Here is a 26,538-nt window from a genome sequence, read left to right on the forward strand (position 1 = left end):
CACACGCAAAATCACGACGCTGAAACATCTTGTGCCGATGATTGACCGCGTTGAACACGATCGCGTCGTACCCGACGTGCGTGAACACCATTCGCCGCATTGCACCATTGTGCGCCGCCCGCTATCGGTTTCCCACATCGAGAGAGGGACAATGCCATGCGCATCGAAGCCGTAGCCACCGGAAAGAATCCGCCTGAGGACGTCAACGTCATCATCGAAGTGCCGATCGGCGGCGAGCCGATCAAATATGAGATGGACAAGGAAGCCGGCACATTGTTCGTCGACCGCTTCCTCCACACTTCGATGCGCTACCCCGGCAACTACGGCTTCGTGCCGCACACGCTGTCGGGCGACGGCGATCCGATCGACGTACTGGTCTGCAACACCCGCGCCCTGGTGCCGGGCTGCGTCATCAACGTGCGGCCGATCGGCGTGCTGATCATGGAAGACAATGCCGGCCAGGACGAAAAAATCATCGCGGTGCCGTCACCGAAGCTGACGCTGCGCTACGAGAACGTCACCGAATACACGCAGCTGCCCGACATCACGCGTCAGCAGGTGCAGCACTTCTTCGAGCACTACAAGGATCTCGAGCCCGGCAAATGGGTCAAGATCGAAGGCTGGCACGATTCGAAATACGCCAAGAAGATGATCGTGGACGCGATCGAACGGGCGAAGAACAGCAAGTAGCCCGAGCGGTCAGTTATCGACCCGGCCGAAAGCCGGCACGTTGCCGATCACCACGCGCTTGTCCTTGCCGCAGGCGATCGCTCCGTGCGTTGTCGTCAAGCCCAATTGTTAGCGACTGCGCTGCGGCGCCTGAAAGTCTTATTCCTTCAAGCTTGCTTCGATCAGCAGGTCGGCGTTGCGGGCGACCGATTGCGCCGGGCCGCCGAGGCCGAACAGCTGGCCGCTGATATAGGCGCCCTCGATGAGGAGCAGCAGCCCGTCGCCCAGCGTATCGGCGTCTGGCGCGCCCATCGCGGCCGCCATGGCGCGGAGGCGACGGCGCAATTCCTGCTTGTTGGCCTCGCTGACCACACGGGCCGGATGGCTGTGGTCGGGATATTCGACCGCCGCATTGGTCATGCCGCAGCCGCGATAGTCCGCCACTTGCGTTCGCGTGCCGATGCGGGTCAGGAAAGCCCTGATCTGCGCGCGCGGGTCGCCGGGATTGGCGGCAACGGCCTCATCGAAACGCTCCCAGTATTCAAGGTCATATTGCCTGAGATAGGAGGCGGCCAGTTCGTCCTTGGAGGGAAAGCTGCGGTAGAGGCTTGGCTTGGTGACGCCGGCGCGCTTGACGATCTCGTCGACGCCGATCGCCCGGATGCCTCGCCGGTAGAACAGGTCATAGGCCACGTCGAGGATTTTCTTGGCGGCCTTGGGTGACGCCAATGCATGACCGTCGCTGATGGTCGGTTCAATATTTTTGTCGGCCGGCATCATGGGAACTCGATTGACAATGTTACCGATCGGTACGTATACAAGCCTCTCATTGAAACGTACCGGTCAGTAACATGATAGCTCAGTCCCGTCCCTTTGGCCAGCGCTACGCTTTCGTCGTGGTCGGCGTCATATTCCTTTGCCTGTTGATCGCGGCCGGCCTGCGCTCCGCGCCCGCCGTCATGATGTTGCCGCTGGAAAACAGTTTCGGGTGGCGGCGGGACGTCATCTCGCTCGCCGCCGGCGTCGGCATCCTGCTCTATGGCCTGACCGGTCCCTTCGCCGCCGCGCTGATGGAGCGCATCGGGCTGCGCCGCACGCTGCTCGCCGCGCTGGTGGTGATGTCGGGTTCGACCGCGCTCAGCCTGCTGATGACCAAGCCATGGCACCTGTTCATCACCTGGGGCGTTTTTTCCGGCATCGGATCCGGCGCCGTCGCCAGCGTGCTTGGCGCCACGATCGTCAACCGCTGGTTCAAGACCAATCGCGGCCTTGTCATGGGGCTGATGTCGGCCTCCAGCGCGACAGGCATGCTGGTGTTTCTGCCGCTGATCGCTTCGCTGGCGCAAGCCGGGGGCTGGCAGCCGGTCGTGCTTGCCGTCGCAATCGCGACCGCGGCCCTGATCCCATTTGTCTGGCTGCTGGTGCCGGAGCGCCCGGCCTCGATCGGCATGGTGCGTTACGGCGCCGAGACGGATGACGTTCCGCCGGTGCCGCCGGCTTCGCAAGGCAATTTCCTGGCGCATACGCTCGGCACGCTGCGCCGCGCCGCCGGGACACGGGTCTTCTGGTACCTGTTCGCCACCTTCTTCGTCTGCGGCTTCACCACCAACGGCCTGGTCGGCACGCATCTGATCGCCTTCTGCGGCGACATGGGCATCGGCGAGGTGCAGGCAGCCGGCCTGCTGTCGATGATGGGCATCTTCGACCTGATCGGAACAACGCTGTCCGGCTGGCTCACCGACCGTTTCGACCCGCGCAAGCTGCTCGGCGTCTACTACGCCGTGCGCGGCCTGTCGCTGATCTACCTGCCCTATTCAGGCTTCTCCGCGACCAGCCTGATCATCTTCGCCGTGCTCTACGGTCTCGACTGGATCGCCACCGTGCCGCCGACCCTGAGGCTCGCCAACGAGGCGTTCGGCGACCGCAGCGGGCCGATCGTGTTCGGCTGGATCGTTGCCGGCCACCAGGTGGGCGCCGCCACCGCCGCTGCGTTCGGCGGCACCATGCGCGAGCTGCAGGGCAGTTACGAACTGGCCTTCCTCATTGCCGGCATGGCGGCTATCGCCGCCGCCTGTATTTCGCTCCTGATCAACACCAGCCGGCCGGCCTTCGATCCGGAGCCGCAGGCGGCTTGAGCTGCTGATCTTCCCCTCAAGGGGGGGAGATTGGCAGCTGTTACGAAAAGTTCATGGTTTCGAGATGCGTCTGCAACACTGACGCTGGACCTTGGCGGCATCGTTCAACGCCATCCAGGAGACAGCCATGAACAAGCTTTCGATGACCCGCCGCGCCTTCGTCACTTCGGCCAGCGCGGCCGGTCTCCTCGGAGCCTCCGGTCTCGCGCTGCCCTATTATTCCCGCGCCAGCCAGCGCCCGGCCTTTACCCACGGCGTCCAGTCTGGCGATGTCGACGCAACCAGCGGCATGGTCTGGACGCGTACCGACCGGCCGTCACGCGTCATGTTCGAGGTGTCGTCGACGGAAAGCTTCGCCAACCCGACCCGGCTGGCGCCGCTCGACACCTCGCCGGCCAGCGACTACACGGTCAAGCGGCTGCTCACCGATCTCGCTTCGGACCAGGATATCTTCTACCGCATGACGGCGGCGGACCTCGCCGACGTCAACGCCGTGTCCGAGCCGATCGTCGGCCGCTTCCGCACCGCGCCGGCCTCGAAGCGCGACGTCCGCTTCGCCTGGTCGGGCGACACCGCCGGCCAGGGCTGGGGCATCGACGAGACCGGCATGAAGACCTATGCCACCATCGCCAAACACACGCCCGATTTCTTCCTGCACTCGGGCGACACCATCTATGCCGACGGCGCGATGAAGGACGAGGTCGACCTGCCCGGCGGCGGCAAGTGGAAGAACGTCGTTCTCATCGACGGCAAGCGCAAGGTCGCCGAGACGCTGGACGAATACCGCGACCAGTGGAAATACAACATGATGGACAAGAACGTGCTGGAACTCAGCGCCATCTGCCCGACCTTCTACCAGTGGGACGACCATGAGGTGCTGAACAATTGGTCGGATTCGAAGAACCTCAGCGCCGACGATCGCTACAAGGAGAAATCCATCCACGTGCTGGCGGCGCGCGCGGCGCGCGCCTTCCATGAAATGACCACCATCCGATATGAGCCGTCCGAGCCCGGCCGCGTCTACCGCAAGATTGCCCACGGGCCGCTGCTCGACGTCTTCTTCCTCGACATGCGCTCCTATCGCGGCCCCAACGGCCCTGACATGCAGGACACGATGACCCCGCAGTCGCGCATGCTCGGCGAACAGCAAACGAAATGGTTGAAGCGCGAACTGGCGAACTCCAAGGCGACCTGGAAGGTCATCGCCGCCGACATGCCGCTCGGCCTCGTCGTCTGGGACGACGGCGCCAAGAAGGTTGGGGCCGAGGCGGTCAGCAATGGCGACAACGGCCTGCCAAAAGGACGCGAGCTCGAAATCGCCGACCTGCTGCGCTACATCAAGAACGCCGGCATCACCAACACGGTGTGGCTGACCGCCGACGTGCACTACACCGCCGCGCACTATTACAATCCCGACAAGGCGCAGTTCCAGGACTTCAATCCGTTCTGGGAATTCGTGTCGGGCCCGATCCATGCCGGAACGTTCGGACCGAACGATTTCGACATGACCTTCGGTCCCGAGTTGAAGTTCATCAAGGCGCCGAGCGCCGAAGAGGGACAAAACCTGCCGCCGTCAGCCGGCTTGCAATTCTTCGGCCTCGTCGAAATCCAGGGCGCCACCGAACAGATGACGGTGCGGTTGATGGATCGCGACGACAATGAACTTTACAAGATCACGCTCGATCCGGTGCGGTCGGCATAAGGACCGGCGGGCCTCAGTCCGGATAGCAGACCATCGGAATGTGGGGCCAAACCGCCGCATCGCAGTTGGCGCTGGCCTGTCTCTGCCTGAAGGCGGCTGAAACCGGCCCGGTCACCACCGGGTCGACGCCGTCGGGTGCGTCGGCAAAGGCCTGTTGCGCGGAAGGCTCGTCGGCCGGCAGGACAGGCCGCGCCTCCTGCAGCGCCGCGGCCGACTGTGCGGCGTTGACCGCCAGCAATACGGCAAAGGCACAGGACGCGATAAGCGGCCAAAATCGGTTGAGTCTATCGGTCATGACGTTCGAACTGCCCGGGCCCTCAAAGGTTCCCGCCTTGGTTAACAAAATCATCTCACACGCAGATGCTTAAGATTTGATGAGTATTTGGTGTCGCGCGTCCCCTTTCGCAACTGCGAAAAACCCTGTATGAGCCGCGCAACCGAAAGAGGCAGCGCCTTTGGCCTGCTGCCTGCAACGCTTCCGAGACCAGAATCATGAAACTCCGTAATATCGCGATCATCGCGCACGTCGACCATGGAAAGACCACCCTCGTCGACCAGCTTTTGAAGCAATCCGGCTCCTTCCGCGACAACCAGCGCGTCGCCGAGCGCGCCATGGACTCCAACGATCTCGAAAAGGAACGCGGCATCACCATCCTGGCCAAGGCGACCTCGGTCGACTGGAAGGACACCCGCATCAACATCGTGGACACCCCCGGCCACGCCGACTTCGGCGGCGAGGTCGAGCGCATCCTTTCGATGGTGGATTCGGCCATCGTGCTGGTCGACGCCGCCGAAGGCCCGATGCCACAGACCAAGTTCGTCGTCGGCAAAGCGCTCAAGGTCGGCCTGAAGCCGATCGTCGTCATCAACAAGATCGACCGTCCCGACGCGCGCCATGTCGAGGTGGTCAACGAGGTGTTCGACCTGTTCGCCGCGCTCGATGCCACCGACGAGCAGCTCGACTTCCCGATCCTCTATGGCTCGGGCCGCGACGGCTGGGTGTCGGAAAACCCGGAGGGTCCCAAGGACCAGCAGCTTGCGCCGCTGTTCGACCTCGTCATCAAGCATGTCCCGGCGCCGACCGTCCATCCCGGCCCGTTCCGCATGATCGGCACCATCCTGGAAGCCAATCCGTTCCTCGGTCGCATCATCACCGGCCGCATCGAGAGCGGCACGCTGAAGGCCAACCAGGCCGTCAAGGTGCTGCACCATGACGGCACCCAGATCGAAACCGGCCGTGTCTCGAAGATCCTGGCCTTCCGTGGCCTCGAGCGCCAGCCGATCGAAGAGGCGCAGGCGGGTGACATCGTCGCCATCGCCGGCCTGTCCAAAGGCACCGTCGCCGACACGTTCTGCGATCCGGCGGTGAACGAGCCGCTGCACGCGCAGCCGATCGATCCCCCGACCGTGACCATGTCCTTCCTTGTCAACGACAGCCCGCTTGCCGGCACGGAAGGCGACAAGGTGACCAGCCGTGTCATCCGCGACCGGTTGCTTCGGGAAGCCGAAGGCAATGTCGCGCTCAAGATCGAGGAATCGCCCGACAAGGATTCGTTCTTCGTCTCCGGACGTGGCGAATTGCAGCTCGCGGTGCTGATCGAGACGATGCGCCGCGAAGGTTTCGAGATCGCCGTCTCGCGTCCGCGTGTCGTCATGCAGAAGGGCGAGAACGGCGAATTGCTGGAGCCGGTCGAGGAAGTCGTCATCGACGTCGACGAGGAACATGCCGGCGTCGTCGTGCAGAAGATGTCGGAGCGCAAGGCCGAGATGGTCGAACTGCGTCCCTCGGGCGGCAACCGCCAGCGCATCGTCTTCCACGCGCCGACGCGTGGCCTGATCGGCTACCAGTCGGAACTGTTGACCGATACGCGGGGCACCGCCGTGATGAACCGGCTGTTCCACGCCTACGAACCCTACAAGGGCGAATTGCCCGGCCGCACCAACGGCGTGCTGATCTCCAACGAGCAGGGCGAATCGGTCGCCTACGCCATGTGGAACCTGGAAGACCGCGGCCCGATGGTCATCGATCCCGGCGTCAAGGTCTATCAGGGCATGATCATCGGCATCCATTCGCGCGACAACGACCTCGAAGTGAACGTGCTGAAGGGCAAGAAGCTGACCAACATCCGCGCCGCCGGCAAGGACGAGGCGGTCAAGCTCACCCCGCCGATCCGCATGACGCTGGAGCGCGCGCTGGCTTGGATCCAGGACGACGAGCTGGTCGAGGTGACGCCGAAGACCATCCGGCTGCGCAAGCTCTATCTCGACCCCAACGAGCGCAAGCGTTTCGAGAAGTCGTCAAAGGTCGTCGGCGCGGCTTGATCTTCTCTTCCCGCATCTGAAAACGGGCAGCGGCACACCGGTGCGCCGCCCGTTTTTCATTTCATCCACCGGCTGCCCTGATGATGGCTTGCCGATCAGGTTCGCCGGTCAGGTCCAGACGCAACGTCGTTCCCTCGCGTGCCAGTTTGCGCAGGGCATTTGCCCCGTCCGGGTCGATCACCAGCAGTTGCCGCTCCTCCAACGTCTGAAGCCTCGATCGTGAGATGCCCAGTTCATTGGCGAGCAGACGGTCGAGCCGGAGCGACGTCGGCATTTCGAGCTCGAGCCTGAGTTCCAGGATGGTCCCGCCGCCACCCTTTCGATCTCCGAGTGCCTGCTTGTCCACGATGGCATCTGAAAACTCCTCGACACGTCCCACCTTGTTGCGCAGGGCAACGACGTCGAAGGCATGGCGCCGCGCCAGCTCCGGGTCGTTGCTTTCGAGCGCCGCGAGCAGCGCCGGCTCGATGTCGCGGCGGTTGCGGCGCTCGAAAATCCCGAAATTCCAGGAATTGTCGCAGCCGCTGCAGCGATAGATCAGCCACGCGTCGATGCGCTTGCCGTTGGCGTTGACGCGGAATTTCCCGCTGCAGCGATAGGCTTTCAGGCCGCCGCAGCGATTGCAGTTGATCAGGGGGCGCGGTGCGATTTCAGGCGCGATCGTCCAGTGGATGCGCAGGAGCGAAGACATGCCGGTAAGTCCTTCCCTTCGGGAAGTTCATCCGGTCGGCGATGTCGAGATGCCCGTGCGGGCGCGGCGTGGCGGGTGGTTGCGGAGATCGCGGAGTCGGGTGTCGCTGAAAAAAAGCGCGACAGCGGTTCAGCACTGCCAAACCGGTCTCGAACCGCCGCCCAGAGGAACACATGAAAAATCAAACAGGCACTGCCGATGCGGCGCCATGCAGGTGTGTCGGGGGAGTTGACGAGACCGGCGGTTACTGAGGCAAAGTGACGCTCTAAAATTGTTTTCGCGGCGGGCCCTTCTAGCGGCGCGGCGCCGGACCGGCAAGCGTCTTTTTGCAGGCGCTACCGCGGCTCGATCGCTTGCGCTAGTGTCAGGCTTCAATGGTTGTCAGACAGAGAGCCCTGCCATGCATCTCACCTCACTCCTGATCTTCGCCGCCGCCTTGTTCGTGGCCGCCGGTTCGCCCGGCCCATCGATTGCGGCGCTCGTGGCGCGCGTCATCTCGAAAGGGTTTCGCGATGTGTTTCCGTTCCTGCTTGCGATGTGGATCGGCGAAGGCATCTGGCTTTCGCTGGCTGTGTTCGGGCTCGCCGTGGTGGCGCAGACCTTCCATCTCGCATTCGTCATCGTGAAATGGGTTGGCGTGGCCTATCTCGCCTATCTCGCCTGGAAGATGTGGACGGCACCTGTCGACGCCAAGGAAGGCGAGATGCCGCGTGAAGATTCGCCGGCAAAGCTTTTCTTCGCCGGCATGGCTGTCACGCTCGGCAATCCCAAGATCATGATGTTCTACCTGGCGCTGTTGCCGACCATCATCGACCTCGCATCGGTCAGCTTTGTCGGCTGGGTCGAACTGACGGCGACCATGGCGGTAGTGCTGATTGCCATCGATCTCACCTGGGTGCTCGCCGCCTCGCAGGCGCGCAAACTGCTCAGGAGCAAGCGCGCCATGAAGATCGCCAACCGCATCAGCGCCACGACGATGGCGGGTGCCGCGGCGGCGATCGCGGCGCGCTCCTGAGCGAGGGCCTCAGCCCATCATTTCGATGATCGGTGCGATCTCGATGCTGCAGTTCGGCATAGCCAAGGGCAACCCTTGGCCTTCTCGGCGGCATCGTCGATGTCCTTGGCCTCGATGATCGAATAGCCGCCGGTCGGGTTGCTGCCGCCATTGTTCTCGACCTTGCCGCCGGGCAACACGGTCTTGGACATGCCAACCGGGTTGCCGCCGTCCACCACGGCCGAGCCAAGCGTACCGAACCAGCCATTCCAGGCATCCATCGCTGCTTTGCGCTCGGCTTCGGTCGCAGGCATCTTGCCGGAGCCATGATAAACATAGAGAAACTTTGCCATGTTCTCCTCCCTCGTTCAGCGGCATCGAACCGGCATGCGGCCGTACCGCCCGGCGATCATCGGACCAAAAAGAGGAACATGCAATTAGAATTAGATATTGCTAATGTGTAATCCGATCGGGGCCTCGGTTCTTCACCTTGCCATGGCGTGGTATTCGTCGTTCGGCCGCATGTCGATCGCGGCCGCCACCCGGTTCGACATGTTGAAGAAAGCGGCTGTCGAGGCGATGTCCCAGATGTCGCGGTCGCTGAAGCCGGCCGTGCGAAGCGCTGCCCGGTCGGCCTCGACGATCCTGGCCGGCTCTTCGGTCAGCTTGACGGCGAATTCGAGCATCGCCGTCTGCTTCGGCGAAAGATCGGCGGCGCGGAAATTCATCACCATCATCTCGCCGAGCAGGGGATCGCCCGAGAGCTGGCGCACCGCCGCGCCGTGCGCGGTCAGGCAGTAGTAGCAGTGGTTGATCGAGGAGACGGCGACCGCGATCATCTCGCGTTCCAGCTTCGAGAGGCCGGATTCGCCCAGCATCAGGTCGTTGTACATGTCGGTGAAGGCGCGCAGCTTCTTGTCGTCGAAGGCATAGGCCCTGAGCACGTTGGGGACGAGGCCAAGCTTTTCCTCGCATTTGGCGAAATAGGCCTTTGTCGGCTCGCTCGGCTCTCCCGAGGCGAGGTCAAGCGCGGTGATTTTGCCGGTCATCGATCATTTCTCCTCGTCTGGGATGCCTTGCCGCCGAATTCCGATAATTCTTGGCAAGCCGTCAAACCTTTGTCGCCAAATGGCGGTCATCTGCTACCATAGTCGCAAAAGCATGCGACGGGAGGGAAGAAGCGTCATGGCCAGCGTGAAATCCGCAGCTAAGTCGAAGATGAAGGCAACGGCAGCGAAGCCGGAGGACAGACCGGCCAGGCTTGCCGACTATCTGCTCGCCCGCGCGCCGGCTGAGGATATCGCCGCCTATGACGTGGCCGATATCGAACGCGCCGCCGATCTCGCCGGCCAGGCGGTCGCCGGCCACAAAAAGGGTGAGTGCATCGTCGCCGTCGAAGCCGATTCGGGCGTGGTTCGCGAAGGCCGCCCGGTGACCGTCATCACGGTCGTCAACGACAACATGCCGTTCCTGTTCGATTCCATCCTCGGCGAAGTCACGGAGACCGCCGGCGAGCCGACCCTGGTTACCCACCCCGTCATCACCGTGCGCCACGGCAAAGGCGGGGTTGAAGAGATCCTCGGCGACGGCAATTTCGCCAAGGATGACGGCAGCCACGACCGGCTGAGCGTGATCCACGTCCACATTCCCCGACTGACGCCGGAACAGGCGAATGCCTTGACCGAGCGGCTGCGCAAGATGCTTGGCCAGGTCCACGCCGCGGTCAACGACTGGCGGCCGATGCTGGCCCGGCTCGACCAGGCAATCTCCGAATTCCGCTATTCCGCAGTGCCGCTCGACAAGAAGAGCGTCGCCGAGGCCATCGCCTTCCTGGAGTGGCTGCGCGACGACAATTTCACCTTCCTCGGCATGCGTGAATTCAAGTACACCGGCGGTGAGGAAAGCGGCAATCTGGAGCGCGCCGAAAAACCCGGCCTGGGCATCCTGTCCGACCCTGACGTGCTGGTCCTGAGGCGCGGCACGGAGGCGGTGACGACGACGCCGGAAATCCGTGCTTTCCTGCACGGGCCGGAGCCGCTGATCGTCACCAAGGCCAATGCCAAGTCCCTGGTGCACCGGCGCATCTATCTCGACTATGTCGGCGTCAAGACCTACACCGCCAAGGGCACGCTGGCGGGCGAACTGCGCATCGTCGGCCTGTTCACCTCGACCGCTTACACGCGCTCGGTGATGAAAATCCCCTACCTCAGGTCCAAGGCCGAAATCATCATCGCCAAGTCGGGCTTCGACCGCCACGACCACTCCGGCAAGGCGTTGATCAACGTGCTGGAAAGCTATCCGCGCGACGAGCTTTTCCAGGTGCCGGTGCCGATCCTGCGGAAGCATGCCGCCGCCATCCTCGGCCTGGTCGAGCGGCCGCGCGTGCGGGCGCTGGTGCGCGCCGACCAGTTCGACCGTTTCGTCTCGGTCCTCGTCTTCGTGCCTCGCGACCGCTACGACAGCGTCGTGCGTGAGAAGATCGGCGCCTATCTGAAAACGGTGTTCGAGGGCCGGCTGTCGGCCTACTACCCTGCCTTCCCCGAGGGCGGGCTGGCGCGCGTGCACTTCATCATCGGCCGCTCCGGCGGCAAGACGCCGAAGGTCGAGCAGGCGACAATCGAGGCGGCGATCCGCGATATCGTGCGCACCTGGGAAGATGCGCTTGCCGATGCGGCTGATGCCGACGGCGGCGACCAGGCGTTGAAGGCCATCGCCGCCCGGCTGCCGGAGAGCTACCGGGATACGTTCAGCGCGGCGGTGGCGCTGGCCGATGCCGGACGCATCGCGGCGATCAGCGCCGGCAACCCGATCGCCATCGATTACTACCGCCATGCCGAGCAGAAGCCGCACCAGGCGGCGCTGAAGATCTATCACCATGGCAGCCCGGTGGCGTTGTCGCGGCGCGTCCCGGTGCTGGAGAACATCGGCTTCCGCGTCATCAGCGAGCGCACTTTCGAAGTCGGCGACGACCTCTCCGGCATGGTCTTCATCCACGACATGGAACTGGAGAACAGCTACGGCAAGCCGATCGACCTCGCCGATGGCGGGGCGCTGTTCGAGGACGCTTTTCTGTCGGTGTGGCGCGGCGACGTCGACAATGACGGCTATAACGGCCTTGCCCAGACCGCCGGCCTGTGGTCGGGCGAGATCACCATCTTGCGCGCTTATGGCCGCTACCTGCAGCAGGTCGGCATCCCGCAAAGCCAGGATTTCATCGCCGCGGCACTCAACCGCTATCCCGAGATCGCGCGCGGCCTGCATGACCTGTTCATCGCGCGGCTCGGCCCGACGGCGGAAACGGAGGGCGTGGTGGCGGCAAAGCACCTCAAGGCCAAGATCAAGGATGCGCTCGAAGATGTACCCAACATCGACGACGACACCATCATCCGCCGCTATCTCAATTTGATCGAAGCCTCGCTGCGCACCAATCATTTCGTTGCCGATACGAAAGAGAAAGGCCAATCACTGGCGATAAAGCTCGAGTCGCAGGCGGTCGAAGGGCTGCCGGCACCAAGGCCATGGCGGGAAATCTTCGTCTACGGCTCCGAGGTCGAAGGCCTGCACTTGCGTTTCGGCCCGGTCGCGCGTGGCGGGCTCCGCTGGTCGGACCGCGCCCAGGACTACCGCACCGAGGTCCTCGGCCTGGTCAAGGCGCAGCAGGTCAAGAACGCCGTCATCGTGCCGGTCGGCGCCAAGGGAGGATTCTATCCAAAGAAACTGCCGATGGGCGCCGGACGCGATGCGATCTTCGAGGCTGGCACCGCCGCCTACAAGAACTTCGTCTCCAGCCTGCTGTCGATCACGGACAATATCGGCCTCGACGGCGTCATCCCGCCAGCGGGTGTCGTGCGCCGCGACCAGGACGATCCCTATTTCGTCGTCGCCGCCGACAAGGGCACGGCAACCTTCTCCGATATCGCCAATGCCATCTCCGAAAGGCACGGGTTCTGGCTCGACGACGCCTTCGCCAGCGGCGGCTCGGCCGGCTACGACCACAAGAAGATGGGCATCACCGCCAAGGGCGCCTGGGAAGCGGTCAAACGGCATTTCCGCGAGATGAACCGCGACATCCAGACCTCGCCCTTCACCGTCGTCGGCGTCGGCGACATGTCGGGCGACGTGTTCGGTAACGGCATGCTGTTGTCGCCGAAGACCCGGCTGATCGCCGCCTTCGACCATCGCGACATCTTCATCGATCCCGATCCGGACATGGCGGCCTCGATGGCCGAGCGCGAGCGCATGTTCGCGTTGCCGCGTTCGAGCTGGCAGGATTATGACAAGACCAAGCTGTCGGAAGGCGGTGTCATCGTCTCGCGCAGCCTGAAGTCGATCACCTTGCCGGCAGCCGCGGCGGCGGCGATCGGCCTCGCCAGGACGACCGCCACGCCGGTCGAGATCATGACCGCCATCCTCAAGGCGCCCGTCGATCTCCTGTGGTTCGGTGGCATCGGCACCTATCTGCGGGCATCGACCGAAACCAATGCCGAGGTCGGCGACCGCGCCAACGATGCCATCCGCATCACCGCGCTCGACGTGCGCGCCAAGGTGATCGGCGAGGGCGCCAATCTCGGCGTCACGCAGCGGGCGCGCATCGAGTTCGGCATGAATGGCGGCCGCTGCAATTCGGACGCCATCGACAATTCGGGCGGCGTCAATTGCTCCGACGTCGAGGTCAACATCAAGATCGCGCTGGCGTCGGCGATGCGCAAGGGATCGCTGACGCGGCCGGCGCGCAACAAGCTGCTGGCCGAGATGACCGACGAGGTCGCGGCCCTGGTGCTGTCCAACAACTACCAGCAGACGCTGGCGCTTTCGATTGCCCGCAAGCGCGGCCTCGCCGACATCGCGCATCAGGCCCGGTTCATGTCCGCGCTCGAAGCGCGGGGCCTGCTCGATCGCGTGGTCGAGACGCTGCCGTCGCCGGCCGCCCTTGCCGAACGCGAGGCACGCGGCGAACCGCTGACCCGGGCCGAGCTCGGCGTGCTGCTCGCCTATGCCAAGATCGTGCTGTTTTCCGACATCGTCGCCAGCGACGTGCCTGATGACGCGCATTTCGACCGCGATCTGATGGGCTATTTCCCGGACCGGATGGCGAAGAAGTACGCTTCCGAAATCCACGGTCACCGGCTGCGTCGCGAGATCATCGCTCGCGTCGTCGCCAACGATCTGGTCAACCGCGGTGGCCCGTCCTTCGTCAACCGGTTGCAGGAAGCCACAGGGCGCACCGCCGCCGATGTGGTGCGAACCTTCGCCATGGTGCGCGACGGCTTTGCGCTGCCGGCGCTCTATCGCGAGATCGACGCGCTCGACAACCAGATCGATGGCCAGGTGCAACTCGATCTCTATCAGATTGTGAGCCGGCTCATCTATATGAGCAGCGGCTGGTATCTGAAGAACGATACCGGTACGGCACCACTCGGCCAGCGCATCGCCGAACTGCAGGATGCGCGCAAGGCGCTGGAGCCCAAGCTGCTATCGCTGCTGCCGGCTTTTTCGCGCGAGCGCATCGAGGAGAGGCGGCACGGTCTGTTCAAGGCGGGCACCCCGGAGAAGCTGGCCGAACAACTGGCGATGAGCGAGGCGGCGGAGCTCATTCCCGACATCGCGCTGACGGCGCGCACCGCCGGTGCCGACATTGTCGCGGCCGCCAAGGCGTTTTTCGCCGTCAGCGATGCCTTCCGCATCCCGCGTGTCGAGGACGCGGCGCGCTCGATCACACCATCGGACTATTACGATCAACTCGCCCTGTCCCGCGCCACCGACACGATCGGCGCGGCGCGGCGCGGCATCGCGGTGGCCGCGCTCACCGGCCATGCCAAGGCGGCCGATCCGGTGGCGGCCTGGCTGGAAGCCGGCGGCGAGCGGGTGGCGCGCATCCGCGAGCGGCTGCAGGCGCTGACCGAAGGCGGCGACATCACCGTCTCGCGGCTGTCGGTGGCGTCGGGGCTGATGAGCGATCTGACGGGAATGTGACGAAATCTTGCGGAGGTTGGCGCCGCCCCTCATCCGGCTGCCGCCATCTTCTCCCCGCATAGTGACGGGGAGAAGGGAACTGGCTGGGATGACGGCGCTCATTCTGCGACATCGAGAATTGGCGAAATCCTCGGCGACAACCTCTTTCTCCCCGTCACTATACGGGGAGGTGAGGCGTGGTCGGCGCAGCGGACGAAAAGCCAATTGCTTGGCTTTTCGAACAACGAACCCCGGCAGGGCAATGAGCGGCAGCGCAACGCTTGTCATTTGCATGAACACCGGAAAAATGCAGACATGGCGCGCGAAGCGGGTGCCGGGGGAATCAGCATGGCGGTAGCGACAATGCAGCGGTCGTCCGGGCGTGGCATCTGGGGGTGGATGTTCTTCGACTGGGCGGCGCAGCCGTTCTTCACGGTCGTCACCACCTTCATTTTCGGTCCCTATTTCGTTTCGCGCATGGCGGGCGATCCCACCACCGGCCAGGCCGTCTGGGGCTATGGTATCGCGGCGGCCGGGCTGGTCATCGCGGTGCTGTCGCCGATCCTCGGTTCGATCGCCGACCAGACCGGACCGCGCAAGCCATGGATCGCCTTCTTCGCCGCGATCAAGATCACCAGTCTCACATTGCTGTGGTTCGCCGCCCCCGGCTCGAACCTGTTTCTGATCGTGGCGCTGTTCTCGCTGGCGTCGGTGGCGGCGGAATTCTCCACGGTGTTCAACGATTCCATGATGCCGCGGCTGGTGCCGAAGAGCGAGATCGGCCGCATCTCCAACATGGCCTGGGGGCTCGGCTATCTCGGCGGCATGATCGCGCTGATCTTCGTCGTCACCTGCCTGGCCGGCTCACCGGAGACCGGCAAGACGATCATCGGCATCACCCCATTGTTCGGTCTTGATCCACAGCTGGGCGAGGATGCCCGCGCCACCGGGCCGTTGTCGGCCGGCTGGTATTTCCTGTTCATCCTGCCGATGTTCTTCTTCACGCCCGACGCCATCAAGGGCATCCCGATCGGGCCGGCGGTGCGCGAAGGCCTGTCGGAGCTGAAATCGACGCTGGCCGAGGTGCGTCGGCGTGGCGGCATCTTCCGCTTCCTCGTTGCCCGCATGATCTATCAGGATGGCGTCAACGCGTTGCTGGCGCTCGGCGGCACCTTCGCCGCGGGGATGTTCCACTGGTCGATCACCGAGATCGGCATGTTCGGCATCATTCTCAACGTCGTCGCCATCTTCGGTTGCTGGATCGCGGCAAGGCTGGACACCGCCCTCGGTTCCAAGGCGGTGGTGATGATCGCGCTGGTCATGCTGTCGGTCGCCACCATCGGTATCATCTCGACGGGGCCGGGCTTCACGCTGCTCGGTGTGATACCGCTCTCGACAATCGATTCAGGCGGCCTGTTCGGCACCGCGGCCGAAAAAGCCTATATCCTGTACGGTCTGCTGATCGGGCTGGCTTTCGGGCCGGTGCAGGCCTCGTCGCGCTCCTACATGGCGCGCAGCGTGACCGCAGCTGAATCCGGCCGCTATTTCGGCATCTATGCGCTGGCCGGCCGGGCAACCAGTTTCCTGGCGCCGTTCATGGTGGCGACGATCACCGCCACCAGCGGCTCGGCGCGGCTCGGCATGGCGGCGATTATCTTGTTCCTGGCGATAGGCATGGCGATCCTGGTTCGCACGCCATATCCGGCCGATCGGCCGGTGGAGTAATTAGGCCGAACGAAGGCGCCGGCCCTCATTGCCCTGCCGGATGAGGGGGGCGCGACCTTCTAGATTAGTGTCTGAAATGCCGTACGCCGGTGAACACCATGGCGATGCCATGTTCGTCGGCAGCGGCGATGACATTGTCGTCGCGCATCGAACCGCCCGGCTGGATCACGGCGGTGGCACCGGCTTCGATAGCCGACAGCAGGCCATCGGCGAAAGGGAAGAACGCGTCGGAAGCGACGACCGAGCCCTTGGTCAGCGGCTCGACCCGTCCCGCCGCCTCCGCGGCGTCGAGCGCCTTGCGCGCGGCGATGCGTGAGGAATCGACCCGGCTCATCTGGCCGGCGCCGATGCCAACGGTGGCGCCGTCCTTGGCATAGACGATGGCGTTCGACTTGACGTGCTTGGCGACGCGGAAGGCGAATTTGAGGTCAGCCATTTCGCCGGGCGTCGGCGCGCGCTTCGTCACCACCTTGAGTTCGAGGTCGTCGACCACGGCATTGTCGCGGCCCTGGACGAGCAGGCCGCCGGCGACCGACTTGACCGTCGTGCCTGCCGTGCGCGGGTCGGGCAGTCCGCCGGTGACCAGCAGGCGCAAATTCTTCTTGGCAGCTATGATTGCCGCGGCCTCCTCGGTGGCATCGGGCGCGATGATCACCTCGGTGAAGGTCTTGACGATTTCCCCGGCCGCCTCGGCGTCGAGGGTGCGGTTCAAGGCGACGATACCGCCGAAGGCCGAGACCGGATCGCAGACGAGTGCCTTGGCGTAGGCCTCCTTCAGCGACGTGCCTTCGGCGACGCCGCACGGATTGGCGTGCTTGATGATGGCGACGGCAGCCGAGCGGTTGGGATCGAATTCGCCGGCCAGTTCGAAGGCGGCATCGGTGTCGTTGATGTTGTTGTAGGACAGCTGCTTGCCCTGGAGCTGCCGCGCCGTGGCAACGCCAGGCCGCTTGTCGCCATCGACGTAGAAGCCGGCACTCTGATGCGGGTTTTCGCCGTAGCGCATGACCTCGGCCAGCCTGCCGCCGAAGGCCCGCCAGGTAGGATGCTCGATCTCAAGCGCCTCGGCGAACCAGCCCGAAATCGCCGCGTCATAGGTGGCGGTGCGGGCAAAGGCCTTGGCCGCCAGTTTCTTGCGAAAATCCAAGGACAGGGAGCCGATGTTCATCTCCAGTGCGTTGAGCACCGCGGCGTAGTCGCCGGGATCGGTGACGATGGCGACGTAGGCGTGGTTCTTGGCCGATGCGCGGATCATCGCCGGGCCGCCAATGTCGATGTTCTCGACGATCGCCGCATAATCGGCGCCGGAGCGGCGGACGTCCTCGAACGGATAAAGATTGGAGACGACGAGATCGATCGGCTCGATGCCGTATTTGCGCATCGCCAACGCATGCTCGGGGTCATCACGGACGCCAAGCAGCGCGCCATGCACGGACGGGTGCAGTGTCTTGACACGGCCGTCCATGATTTCGGGAAAACCGGTGAGTTCGGAGACGTCGCGCACCGCCATGCCGGCATCGCCGATCGCTTTTGCCGTGCCGCCGGTGGAGACCAGTTCGACGCCGGCCGCGGCCAGCGCCCTGGCGAAGTCGACCAGGCCGGTCTTGTCGAAGACGGACAGCAGTGCGCGGCGGACCGGAACGAGGTCGGGGGCGGGAATGTTCTTGGCTGGAACGGCCATGGGCTGGCGGCCTTTCAAGTCTGGAGGAGCAGGCCCGCGCCGTAGCACATGAGGCCCGGAAATCAAGGGTTCGCTTTTTCGCGGCATGCCATTGCCGCCGCAACCTCAGTTGTGTTCGGGATAACCGGCGATCTTTGTCCGCGTAAGTTGCCAGTGGACTTCGGCAATCTCGGACGCCTTGAAGGCGAGCACGATCTGACGGCTGCGGCGCGGACCGCCCAGGCCGGCGAAATAGATCGATTCCTCCACTTCGGGCATGACTTCGTCCGAGGTGAACACCCAGGTGTCGGCCTGATCGGCGGTCAGGACCAGCCGCTCCTGCTCGTCCTGCAGCAGATTGATGTCCGGATGGACGTGAAAGCGCACGGTGATGAAATCGCGGCCATTGTTGCGGATCGCGGCGTTGCCGGGCCGCAGGAACCGGTCTCGACCCTCCAGCACATTGCCCTCCGAAGAGAGTTTCAGCTCACGCTCATGCAGGAAACCGAAGCGCTGGAGATAGCCGTCATGACGGGCGATGAAGCCGTGGACGCCCTTCTGGTCGATGCGCTTGCACTGCACGTGCTGCGGGCCGCCGATCAACGGTGAGCCCAATTGGTCGTTGACCCGCAGCGAGTGGGTGAAACGCGCCGAAGACGTGTCGTTGATGGTGGCTGTCGAATGCGCGGCGGTGGCGCGGGCCAGTGGCCGGAACTCGGCGGCGCCGTAGGTATCGATGCCGGCATTGACGATATAATGCTGGCGGCCCGACGACAGTTCGAAGGCGAGGCAGCCGGCATGCGCCGCATTGGACACGTCGACCGGCGGCGGCAGGCCGGTATCGGCGATGACGGTGGTGCCGCCCATGGCCAGCCGCTCATAGCCAGAATGCGGCGCATGCAGCAGCGGCAAGCCGGCGGTGTCGTCATGGCGCAGGATGGTGGCGATGCGGTCGTGGATGGTGGCGCCCATGCCGTTGAAGCGGGCGAGGCTGCCATCCTGGTGGCGGAAGAAACGCAGCGCCGGCAGCATGCGGTCAATGGCGCCGATCAGCGCCTGCGGCGGCGCTTCGGCCTGGTTGGCATAGGTCTGGCGCAGCGGCAGAAGGTCGGCGAGGATTTCCAGCACCGCCATTGGATTGCGCGAGACATGGCCGCCGTCGGCAAGGATCTGGCGATTGAGTTCCTCGGCGAGGTTGCGGGTGGCGGTGCGCAGCGCCGAGGCCGGCGCCGGCAGGGACAGGGCGGCAAAGGCCAGCGCGATGCGGGCGCGCAGCCGGTCCTTGCCGTCGGGCATTTCGCGCGCCATCGACTTGAGATAGCGGATCTGCACCGCCAGCGATTTCAGGAAAGCCCGGTAGAAGGGAAATTCGGCGCCTTGCAGCACGACGGAAGAATGCTGCAGCCAGGCGATGATGCGTTTGGCCGTCGTGCCCGGCTCCCAGGCAATGCCCGAAATATGGCTGCCATGCATGGCGATCCAGTCGGAAACCAGCGCGCGGGCGTTTGCCGCGGCAAGCTCCGTGCCGGCGGCACGCATATGGCGCAGCCAGCGGAAGCCATGCAGCGTCTTTTGCCAACCGTGATTGGGGACATTGATCTGGAAAGGGGATTTGCCGCCGGTCTCGACCAGATGGCCAGACAGCGGATAGCGGCCGTAATAGATTTCGAGCGCGATCTGCGGATCGGCCAGGCGCAGGTCGGGCGGCGCGATCAGGACGCGTTCGGGCGTGCGTCCGGAATAGCGCCAGCGATAGATCGGCCCGGCACGCAGGCGCCGGCGCGTCTTGCGCCAGAACTCCTTCGCGACCAGCGTCCACAGACGCGTCGTGTTGCCGGCAGCAACTGCCAAAACCCCTCCTGATCGTCCTCTACCCCGGCACAAGCTACATGATCGAACGTTTCGTGCGAAGACGAATTCCTGACAACGGTTCCGGTTAACTAGTCCTTAACCCGGATCCGCCCTAAAAAAGTCAGCAAATACGGATGTTTACACGCTTAGCCGGCACGACGCATGCGCGCAGCGAAGAAGCCGTCCAGACCGGAGCGCTCCGGCGCGCCGAGATCGAGATCGGCGGGCGTGGTACGCAGCGTGCCTTGCGGCGTCAGGAACAAGTCGATCCCGGCGATCTCGCCGTGCCGCAGCGGATCGTCGATGATTGCAGCCGTGTCCTTGAGGAAGGAACGATGCAGTTCTTCGCCTTCAAGCGGGTCGAGCGAACAATTGGAAAAGACGATCCGGCCGCCGGGCCTGACCAGCGTAGCGGCGCGGGCGAGCAGCCTGCGTTGCAGGTCGGCGAGCTTCTCGACGTCCGCCGCCGTCTTTGTCCACGGCACGTCGGGATGCCGGCGTACCGTGCCGGTCGAGGAGCACGGCGCATCGAGCAGCACGGCGTCAAACAATTCGCCGGGCTCAAACTTGAGCAGGTCGGCCTGGACGATGTCGGCCGACAGGGCAAGGCGAGCGAGGTTCTGCGCCAGCCGCGCCAGCCGGTTCTTCGAAGTGTCGATGGCGGTCACCCTGGCGCCGGCGAGAATGAGCTGCGCGGTCTTGCCGCCAGGCGCGGCGCAGAGATCGGCGACGCGCAGGCCGGTGACGTCGCCGAACAGCCGTGCCGGCAGGCTGGCCGCGGCATCCTGGACCCACCACGCGCCCTCTGCGAAGCCAGGCAATTCGGTGACGGCGCCGGCAAGCTTTTCCACCCGGACCGTTCCCGTGGGCAGGACGATGCCGCCGAGCTTTTCGGCCCAGAGTTCGGCATCGGCCTTGACCGAGAAATCGACTGGCGCCTCGTGGCGATGGGCAGCCAGGATCTGCCGGGCCTTCTCGGGGCCGTAGGCGGCCTTCAGCCGGTCGGAAAACCATTTTGGCGCTTCGTCGGTGGCGGCAAGCGCGGCCGGAAGCTCGGCTTCCTTGGCGCGCGCCAGCGTGCGCAGCACGCCGTTGACCAGACCGGAAAAGCGCTGGGTGCGGGGGTCGGACTTGGCGTGGGTCACGGCGAGGTCGACGGCGGCGCTGTCGGGAATGTCGAGGAACAGGATCTGCGCGGCCGCCACGTGCAGGATGTGCGACAAGGCAGTGGCATTGGGCGGCAGCGGCTTTTCCAGGCGCCGCGACAGCAGTCCCGATATGGTCATGCGGTAGCGCAGCGCGGTGACCAGGATGGCGCGTACCAGGCCGCGGTCGCGCAAATCGAGCGCCCTGTATTGCGGATGGCCGTTTTCATGATCGGTCAGGCCGTCGAGCGGCGTACGCGCGTCGATGACGGCGGCCAGCAGTCGCGCCGCCGCCTTGCGCGCCGCGAGACCGGCAACGAATTCGCCGCCGGCATTGTGTTCCTGATCGCTTGAAACCGTGCGCCGAGGTGCCCTGCCCGCCACGCTCACGACCACGGGCCCCTGGGCCCGGTCGGATTGCGGCCCCACGGATTGGATGTGGGCCTGGCCGGTTCCGCCGGCGGTTCAGGGGGGAGTGGCTTGCCCTGCGGTGGCGTCGGCGCCTGGCGCTGCGTCGCCCGTGGCGCGCCATCGCCTATCTGCTGAGCCATCGCCTGCAGCGCTGCGATGCGGTTGTCGGTGCTCGGATGGGTGGAGAACAGACTGTCCATGCGCTCGCCATGCAGGGGGTTGATGATGAAGAGATGCGCCATCGCCGGATTGCGCTCGGCGTCGGGGTTGGGAATGCGTTCGGCCCCTCGGGCGATCTTGTCAAGCGCGGAGGCCAGCCACAGCGGGTGTCCACAGATTTCGGCGCCGCGCCGGTCGGCCTCGTATTCGCGGGTGCGGCTGACCGCCATCTGCACGATCATGGCGGCAAAAGGCGCCACGATCATCGCCGCCAGCACGCCGACGAAGCCGAACGGGTTGTTGTTGTCGCGGTTGCCGCCGAAGAAAAAGGCGAAACTGCCGAGCATCGAGATGGCTCCGGCAAAGGTTGCGACGATGGTCATGGTCAGCGTGTCGCGGTGCTGGACGTGGGCGAGCTCATGCGCCATCACGGCGGCGACCTCTTCATGGGTCAGCCGCTGCAACAGGCCGGTGGAGGCGGCGACCGCCGCGTTCCGCGGATTGCGGCCGGTGGCGAAGGCATTCGGCTGCGGACTGTCGATCAGATAGGTCCTGGGCATCGGCAACCCGGCCTGCTTGGCCAGTGCCTGGACGATGGCGTAATATTCCGGGGCGTTCTTCTCATCGACCTCGACGGCGTGGTTCATCGACAGCACCATCTTGTCGGCGTTCCAGTAGCTGAACAAATTGGTGCCGGCGGCGATCACCAGCGCGATCATCATGCCGCCCGAGCCGCCGATCAAAAACCCAACGCCCATGAACAGCGCTGTCATCGCGGCAAGCAGCATGGCGGTGCGAATGGTGTTCATCGTCTGCTCCTGTCTCGACGGTGGCAAAAAAGGGTCGATCCTTGTGTGGTCATCGCTATATGATGGGAAACGCCCGTTCCTGTTTCAATCCGCCCGAGACGTCGCATGCACGAGGAAACCAGCAAAACGCCCGCCGCCGGCCCGAAGGAACTGACGCCGGCTGCCCGCCGCGCGCTGCAGGAAGCCGAGGCAAGGCGGCAGGACTACCGCCGCAGGGAAGCAGCGCTTCCCCGCGAGATCGGCGGCCGTGGCGGCAAGGAACCCGGCCGCTATGGCGACTGGGAGGTGAAGGGCCTGACCAGCGATTTTTAGAGCAATTCCAGGAAAAGTGCGTAGCGGTTTTCCGTCCGGAATTGCGCGAAAACAAAGAGTTAGAGCGGTTCGGCGATTCAAACGCTCACCGCTTTAGAGTGAGTTGATATTCGGGGTGAGGCCGGCCTGACCTGAATATCGACACGCTCCCGGCAGCGTTGCGTTTTATGCAGCGTCGCGCTGAGGCTCGAGCGCAATCCAGCCACGTTCGTCGAGAGCGATGTCGATCGCATCGTAACCTGCGATCGCGGCATGATGCGTCGCCAGCGGATGCTGGTGCGTGGCGTTGATCACCATGACCGACGCGCCCGCCGCCTCCGCCGCCGCGATGCCGGCCGGGGCATCCTCGAACACCAGACAATCGCGCGCCTCGAAGCCAAGTCGTCTTGCGCCGAGCTGGAAGCAATCGGGCGCCGGCTTGCCGCGGGAAACGTCCTCCGCCGTGACGAGGACCCCGGGGACAGGAATGCCGGCGACCTTCATGCGTGCAAGCGCCAAAGAGCGTGGCGCCGAGGTCACGATCGCCCAGCGCTCCGGCGGCAGCGCGTTGAGAAACGCCACGGCGCCGGCGATCTGGAGGATGCCATCGAGATCGGCCGCCTCCGCCTCCAGGAGCAGATCGGCTTCGTGCGCCGGATCGACGCCTGGGAGTGCCAGGGCGGTGATGGTTTCGATCGCCCGCACGCCATGGATCGTCGGCAGGAAGGCAGCGACGTCGAGGCCGTGACGCCGCGCCCAATCGCCCCAGACGCGCTCCGCCGAGGCGATGGAATTGATGAGCGTGCCGTCCATATCGAAGAGGAAGGCGGCGAATTTTCTGCCTGCGAACATGATTTTCCTTGAAGTGCGGGGAGGTGCGGTGGGAAGGACGCAACCGTAACGGCTGGGCGCCGATATGGAAAGACGCCAGAGCGCGCGTTGGGCGCGATCGAGGGAACAACCGTCACCTTGCGACGTTGAACGGCACCATCCCCTCCATGCGAACCAAGGGACGACGCCCATGCTGATCCGCCTCGGCTATGAGATTGCCATTGAATGCGCCGAGGCCACTCCGGTGATTTCGTTGCTCGAGATCCACAAGGACAGGCAGGCCGACATCAAGCGCCAGACGCGTGTGCTCACCTCGCCATCGGTGCCGTCCAGGCTCTATCACGACCTGCATGGCAACGCCTGCCGCCGGTTCACCGCGCCCGCCGGAGGCTTTCGCATCCTCTACGACGCCGTCGTCGAGGACAGCGGCGAGACGGACGAGGTCAACACGCTGGCCAGGGAAGTGCCGGTGGCGGAATTGCCGGATGAGGTGCTGGGCTATCTCCTGGGCAGCCGCTACTGCGAGACGGATCATCTGAGCAATCTCGCCTGGCAGCTTTTCGGGCACCTTCCATCCGGTTGGGCCCGGGTGCAGGCGATCGTCGATTATGTCCATAATCGCCTGTCCTTCGGCTATGGCTATGCGCGGTCGACCCGCACCGCCGCGCAGGCGCACGAGGAACGCGTCGGCGTGTGCCGCGACTTCGCCCATCTGGCGATCACGCTTTGCCGCTGCATGAACATTCCGGCGCGCTACGTGAACGGCTATCTCGGCGACATCGGCGTGTCGGCGGACCCGGCGCCAATGGATTTCTCGGCCTGGATGGAAGTTTTCCTCGACGGCAAGTGGTACACGTTCGATCCGCGCCACAACCGGCCCAGGATCGGTCGTGTCGTCATCGCGCGCGGCCGCGACGCCACCGACGTGCCTTTGCTGCACAGCTTCGGCCCGCACCAGCTCAGCCTTTTCAAGGTGTGGACATATGAGCAGGAAGGCAGGCTGTTCAATCCGCCCCACCACGGCATCGACAGGACCGTCAGCACACAGATGCTGGCCTAGGTATGTCGTTGTCCGGGTGAGGCCGGCCTTGCTGGCTGGCCCTCCTTCCAAACGCATTCGCCGCTCACCAGCGCACGGGATCGTGGCCTGCAACCATGGGACAGTTGGTCCGCTTCGGCACACAAAAGCCTGTGCCGCAACAGGACGTCGGCCCGCTTCGGCAATTGTCTCGTCGCCGGTATGGTAAGCGCCCCGTTAACGCGACGGTCGGCCCGGCTTTTCCGTTTACCGGCCGTTCACCTTTGCGAAGGGCGAAAGCAAGCAAAATCAAATGGTTGATGTTTGGCCGAAGGGGCCCCGGCCGGAGGCGGCGTCGTCCGGCTGGAATCCTGCATTGCCCTCTCCGCGGCGACGAGGCCGAGGCAAGCGGAGGCTGTTGGATGCGAAATTACGGGGGTCTTGTTCACGCGGTCGGCGGGTTCGCCAGGGACCGCGGTGGAAATTTCGCGGTCCTGTTCGGCTTTGCTGCCTCGGTCTTGGCGCTGGCCGCGGGCTTTTCGGTCAATGTCACTCAGCTCTACAATGCCAAATCGAGCCTGCAGGGCGTGGTCGATGCGGCCGTGACATCGACGGCGCGTGACCTGACCACCGGCGCCATCAAGGAAGCCGACGCCAACAAGTCGGTGCAGGCCTTTCTCGACGCCAACGACAGCGCCGGAATTCTGCACCCCGGCCAGATCGTGCTCGACAAGCTGATCGTCGACAGGACAGCCAATACGGTGCAGGCGGATGCCCACGTCGATGTCTCCCTGTTTTTCCCGATTTTCGGTATGGCGGACATGAAGCGCGTTACCGCCTCGACGACATCGCTCTATTCGGACAAGAACATCGAAGTGGCGATGATGCTTGATGTGACCGGTTCGATGGCCGCCAACTGGTGGGCCAAGACCGACAAGATCGGCGACCTGCGGGCTGCCGCTTCCGGCGCCGTCGAGGACCTGCTCGACAATAACATCGACCCCAACAATCCGCGCGTGCGCGTGGCGATCGTTCCTTATGCCGAAGCGGTGAACACCGGCGGCCTCGCGAACAGCGTCTTCGTCGAGCAGCCGGGTGGTTCCGATGTGCCGCCAGCAGTGGACGCACCGATACAGGTGGGTTCATCCGCACCCACCCGACCCGACAACTGTGCCACCGAGCGCAAGGACAAGGATGGCTATGCGGATTATTCGTCCGACGGGCCCTCGGCGCCGCGACTGAACAAACAGGGCAAGACCTATCTCGCCAAGATCAACCGGGACGATCGCATGGGAAGCTGCCCGAAGCCGGAGCTTATTCCGCTCTCAGCCGACAAGCAGAAATTGCTGAGCACTATCGCCAGTTTCAAGGCAGGTGGCGTGACCGCCGGCGGTATTGCCGTGCAATGGGGTTACTACATGCTTTCACCCACATGGCGCTCGACCATTGTCGACGCAAGGCTGGGCGCCGGCCCTGCCAATTTCGACAGCAGGAGAGTGGGCAAGGTCGCCATCCTGATGACGGACGGTCAGTTCAATACAGCTTTCGCCGGCGGGCGCGGCGCGCCAAGATCGCAGAATGCGGGCCAGATGTCGCGAAGCAATGCCGAAAGCATTTGCGATAACATGAAACGCGACGGCATCGAGATATTCACGATCGGCTTCGATCTCGACGATCCGTCCATGACATCGACCGAACGCGACCAGGCCAAGAGCGTGCTTCGGGACTGTTCCACTGCGGACACGTCCTCGCTGAAGCATTATTACGAAGCGGCAACGGGTCCGGAACTGAATGATGCCTTTAGCGCTATCGTACAAAACATCGAGCGTCTGACGCTGACCAAATAGCGGATGCGCCAAAAGGAAAAGGCCGCCGCTTCTTTCGAAGCCGGCGGCCTTCCGTGTTTCCGTCCATGGCGCGGCTCAATGGCGGTGACGCCCACGTCACCCGCCGCGCATCTCGCGCCTTAACGGGAAGACTGCTTCCCGAAAGTGCAATCCGCTGAGGCCACGTTCTGGAAAACGAAATCACTCGACATCGGATCACCTCCTTTCAGTTTGTTGAACACACCTTCATGATGGGGTGCGTCGCAGCAAATGACAAGGAGCCACGCTGAAAAAGGCACACCGTCAGCAACGCCGTTGAGAAGAGGGCCTCTCGCTCGGCTTGCGAT

19 protein-coding genes and 1 pseudogene are annotated in these 26,538 nt (G+C 64.2%); 10 read left to right on the top strand and 10 right to left on the bottom strand.

Features of this window, described 5'->3' with window-relative positions:
- Positions 1 to 156 precede the first annotated feature (156 nt).
- Positions 157 to 690, top strand: coding sequence for an inorganic diphosphatase (gene ppa, locus LB556_RS15870; RefSeq protein WP_224568559.1), 534 nt, complete (start codon positions 157 to 159; stop codon positions 688 to 690).
- A gap of 138 nt (positions 691 to 828) precedes the next feature.
- Here the strand turns inward: ppa and LB556_RS15875 are convergent, their stop codons facing one another.
- Positions 829 to 1,446, bottom strand: a complete 618-nt coding sequence (locus LB556_RS15875) for a TetR/AcrR family transcriptional regulator (RefSeq protein WP_224568717.1) — start codon at positions 1,444 to 1,446, stop codon at positions 829 to 831.
- Positions 1,447 to 1,520: 74 nt separating this feature from the next.
- On the opposite strand from LB556_RS15875, the gene LB556_RS15880 reads away from it, so the two are divergent.
- A complete protein-coding gene (locus LB556_RS15880; RefSeq protein ID WP_224568561.1) occupies positions 1,521 to 2,804 on the top strand; it encodes an MFS transporter in 1,284 nt (427 codons plus the stop codon).
- Between the two features lie 127 nt (positions 2,805 to 2,931).
- Positions 2,932 to 4,506, top strand: coding sequence for an alkaline phosphatase D family protein (locus LB556_RS15885; protein ID WP_224568563.1), 1,575 nt, complete (start codon positions 2,932 to 2,934; stop codon positions 4,504 to 4,506).
- Between the two features lie 13 nt (positions 4,507 to 4,519).
- Here LB556_RS15885 and LB556_RS15890 read toward each other — a convergent pair whose 3' ends face one another.
- A complete protein-coding gene (locus tag LB556_RS15890) occupies positions 4,520 to 4,801 on the bottom strand; it encodes a hypothetical protein (protein WP_224568564.1) in 282 nt (93 codons plus the stop codon).
- Between the two features lie 197 nt (positions 4,802 to 4,998).
- On the opposite strand from LB556_RS15890, the gene typA reads away from it, so the two are divergent.
- The gene (typA, locus tag LB556_RS15895; RefSeq protein WP_224568565.1) at positions 4,999 to 6,828 is read left to right on the top strand and encodes a translational GTPase TypA; all 1,830 of its coding nucleotides are present in this window, start codon (positions 4,999 to 5,001) and stop codon (positions 6,826 to 6,828) included.
- A 61-nt stretch (positions 6,829 to 6,889) separates the two neighbouring features.
- Here the strand turns inward: typA and LB556_RS15900 are convergent, their stop codons facing one another.
- Positions 6,890 to 7,519 (bottom strand): DUF1062 domain-containing protein, encoded by a 630-nt coding sequence (locus LB556_RS15900; RefSeq protein WP_224568566.1) that lies wholly within the window; start codon positions 7,517 to 7,519, stop codon positions 6,890 to 6,892.
- A gap of 400 nt (positions 7,520 to 7,919) precedes the next feature.
- On the opposite strand from LB556_RS15900, the gene LB556_RS15905 reads away from it, so the two are divergent.
- Positions 7,920 to 8,534, top strand: coding sequence for a LysE family translocator (locus tag LB556_RS15905; RefSeq protein WP_224568567.1), 615 nt, complete (start codon positions 7,920 to 7,922; stop codon positions 8,532 to 8,534).
- Between the two features lie 9 nt (positions 8,535 to 8,543).
- Here the strand turns inward: LB556_RS15905 and LB556_RS15910 are convergent.
- Both LB556_RS15910 and LB556_RS15915 read right to left on the bottom strand, forming a co-directional pair.
- A pseudogene (locus tag LB556_RS15910) lies at positions 8,544 to 8,866 on the bottom strand (YciI family protein).
- A gap of 132 nt (positions 8,867 to 8,998) precedes the next feature.
- On the bottom strand, positions 8,999 to 9,562 hold the full coding sequence (locus LB556_RS15915; protein ID WP_224568568.1) for a peroxidase-related enzyme: 564 nt from the start codon (positions 9,560 to 9,562) through the stop codon (positions 8,999 to 9,001).
- Between the two features lie 136 nt (positions 9,563 to 9,698).
- Between LB556_RS15915 and LB556_RS15920 the strand changes: the two genes are divergently transcribed.
- Both LB556_RS15920 and LB556_RS15925 read left to right on the top strand, forming a co-directional pair.
- Positions 9,699 to 14,486, top strand: coding sequence for an NAD-glutamate dehydrogenase (locus LB556_RS15920; RefSeq protein ID WP_224568569.1), 4,788 nt, complete (start codon positions 9,699 to 9,701; stop codon positions 14,484 to 14,486).
- 327 nt (positions 14,487 to 14,813) lie between these two features.
- Positions 14,814 to 16,190 (top strand): MFS transporter, encoded by a 1,377-nt coding sequence (locus LB556_RS15925; RefSeq protein ID WP_224568570.1) that lies wholly within the window; start codon positions 14,814 to 14,816, stop codon positions 16,188 to 16,190.
- A gap of 64 nt (positions 16,191 to 16,254) precedes the next feature.
- Here LB556_RS15925 and purH read toward each other — a convergent pair whose 3' ends face one another.
- From purH to htpX, 4 genes are all read right to left on the bottom strand, one after another.
- Positions 16,255 to 17,871, bottom strand: a complete 1,617-nt coding sequence (gene purH, locus LB556_RS15930) for a bifunctional phosphoribosylaminoimidazolecarboxamide formyltransferase/IMP cyclohydrolase (protein ID WP_224568571.1) — start codon at positions 17,869 to 17,871, stop codon at positions 16,255 to 16,257.
- 105 nt (positions 17,872 to 17,976) lie between these two features.
- The gene (locus LB556_RS15935; RefSeq protein ID WP_224568573.1) at positions 17,977 to 19,701 is read right to left on the bottom strand and encodes a heparinase II/III family protein; all 1,725 of its coding nucleotides are present in this window, start codon (positions 19,699 to 19,701) and stop codon (positions 17,977 to 17,979) included.
- 146 nt (positions 19,702 to 19,847) lie between these two features.
- A complete protein-coding gene (locus LB556_RS15940; protein WP_224568575.1) occupies positions 19,848 to 21,236 on the bottom strand; it encodes an RsmB/NOP family class I SAM-dependent RNA methyltransferase in 1,389 nt (462 codons plus the stop codon).
- Positions 21,233 to 22,225: a zinc metalloprotease HtpX gene (htpX, locus tag LB556_RS15945; protein WP_224568576.1), complete on the bottom strand. Its 993-nt coding sequence runs from the start codon at positions 22,223 to 22,225 to the stop codon at positions 21,233 to 21,235. The genes LB556_RS15940 and htpX overlap by 4 nt, the downstream gene beginning before the upstream one ends.
- A 105-nt stretch (positions 22,226 to 22,330) precedes the next feature.
- Here htpX and LB556_RS15950 point away from each other — a divergent pair, with 105 nt between their 5' ends.
- Entirely contained in the window at positions 22,331 to 22,537 is a 207-nt protein-coding gene (locus LB556_RS15950) for a DUF1674 domain-containing protein (RefSeq protein ID WP_224568577.1), read from the top strand.
- A 165-nt stretch (positions 22,538 to 22,702) separates the two neighbouring features.
- Here LB556_RS15950 and LB556_RS15955 read toward each other — a convergent pair whose 3' ends face one another.
- Positions 22,703 to 23,368, bottom strand: coding sequence for an HAD-IA family hydrolase (locus LB556_RS15955; protein WP_224568578.1), 666 nt, complete (start codon positions 23,366 to 23,368; stop codon positions 22,703 to 22,705).
- A 169-nt stretch (positions 23,369 to 23,537) separates the two neighbouring features.
- Between LB556_RS15955 and LB556_RS15960 the strand changes: the two genes are divergently transcribed.
- Positions 23,538 to 24,407 carry a transglutaminase-like domain-containing protein gene (locus LB556_RS15960; protein WP_224568579.1) on the top strand — a complete coding sequence of 290 codons (870 nt, stop codon included), beginning with the start codon at positions 23,538 to 23,540 and terminating at the stop codon, positions 24,405 to 24,407.
- Positions 24,408 to 24,787: 380 nt separating this feature from the next.
- The gene (locus LB556_RS15965; protein WP_224568580.1) at positions 24,788 to 26,212 is read left to right on the top strand and encodes a pilus assembly protein; all 1,425 of its coding nucleotides are present in this window, start codon (positions 24,788 to 24,790) and stop codon (positions 26,210 to 26,212) included.
- Positions 26,213 to 26,538: the final 326 nt, after the last annotated feature.

Source organism: Mesorhizobium sp. ES1-4 (assembly GCF_020164745.1).
In the GTDB taxonomy this organism is placed as follows: Bacteria; Pseudomonadota; Alphaproteobacteria; order Rhizobiales; family Rhizobiaceae; genus Mesorhizobium.

Coding starts and splice junctions, on each gene's coding strand:
- LB556_RS15925 (WP_224568570.1), top strand. CDS start 14,814: ATGGCGGTAGCGACAATGCAGCGGTCGTCCGGGCGTGGCATCTGGGGG.
- purH (WP_224568571.1), bottom strand. CDS start 17,871: ATGGCCGTTCCAGCCAAGAACATTCCCGCCCCCGACCTCGTTCCGGTC.
- typA (WP_224568565.1), top strand. CDS start 4,999: ATGAAACTCCGTAATATCGCGATCATCGCGCACGTCGACCATGGAAAG.
- LB556_RS15950 (WP_224568577.1), top strand. CDS start 22,331: ATGCACGAGGAAACCAGCAAAACGCCCGCCGCCGGCCCGAAGGAACTG.
- LB556_RS15915 (WP_224568568.1), bottom strand. CDS start 9,562: ATGACCGGCAAAATCACCGCGCTTGACCTCGCCTCGGGAGAGCCGAGC.
- LB556_RS15920 (WP_224568569.1), top strand. CDS start 9,699: ATGGCCAGCGTGAAATCCGCAGCTAAGTCGAAGATGAAGGCAACGGCA.
- LB556_RS15955 (WP_224568578.1), bottom strand. CDS start 23,368: ATGTTCGCAGGCAGAAAATTCGCCGCCTTCCTCTTCGATATGGACGGC.
- LB556_RS15875 (WP_224568717.1), bottom strand. CDS start 1,446: ATGCCGGCCGACAAAAATATTGAACCGACCATCAGCGACGGTCATGCA.
- LB556_RS15965 (WP_224568580.1), top strand. CDS start 24,788: ATGCGAAATTACGGGGGTCTTGTTCACGCGGTCGGCGGGTTCGCCAGG.
- LB556_RS15885 (WP_224568563.1), top strand. CDS start 2,932: ATGAACAAGCTTTCGATGACCCGCCGCGCCTTCGTCACTTCGGCCAGC.
- LB556_RS15960 (WP_224568579.1), top strand. CDS start 23,538: ATGCTGATCCGCCTCGGCTATGAGATTGCCATTGAATGCGCCGAGGCC.
- LB556_RS15900 (WP_224568566.1), bottom strand. CDS start 7,519: ATGTCTTCGCTCCTGCGCATCCACTGGACGATCGCGCCTGAAATCGCA.
- LB556_RS15890 (WP_224568564.1), bottom strand. CDS start 4,801: ATGACCGATAGACTCAACCGATTTTGGCCGCTTATCGCGTCCTGTGCC.
- LB556_RS15905 (WP_224568567.1), top strand. CDS start 7,920: ATGCATCTCACCTCACTCCTGATCTTCGCCGCCGCCTTGTTCGTGGCC.
- ppa (WP_224568559.1), top strand. CDS start 157: ATGCGCATCGAAGCCGTAGCCACCGGAAAGAATCCGCCTGAGGACGTC.
- LB556_RS15880 (WP_224568561.1), top strand. CDS start 1,521: ATGATAGCTCAGTCCCGTCCCTTTGGCCAGCGCTACGCTTTCGTCGTG.
- htpX (WP_224568576.1), bottom strand. CDS start 22,225: ATGAACACCATTCGCACCGCCATGCTGCTTGCCGCGATGACAGCGCTG.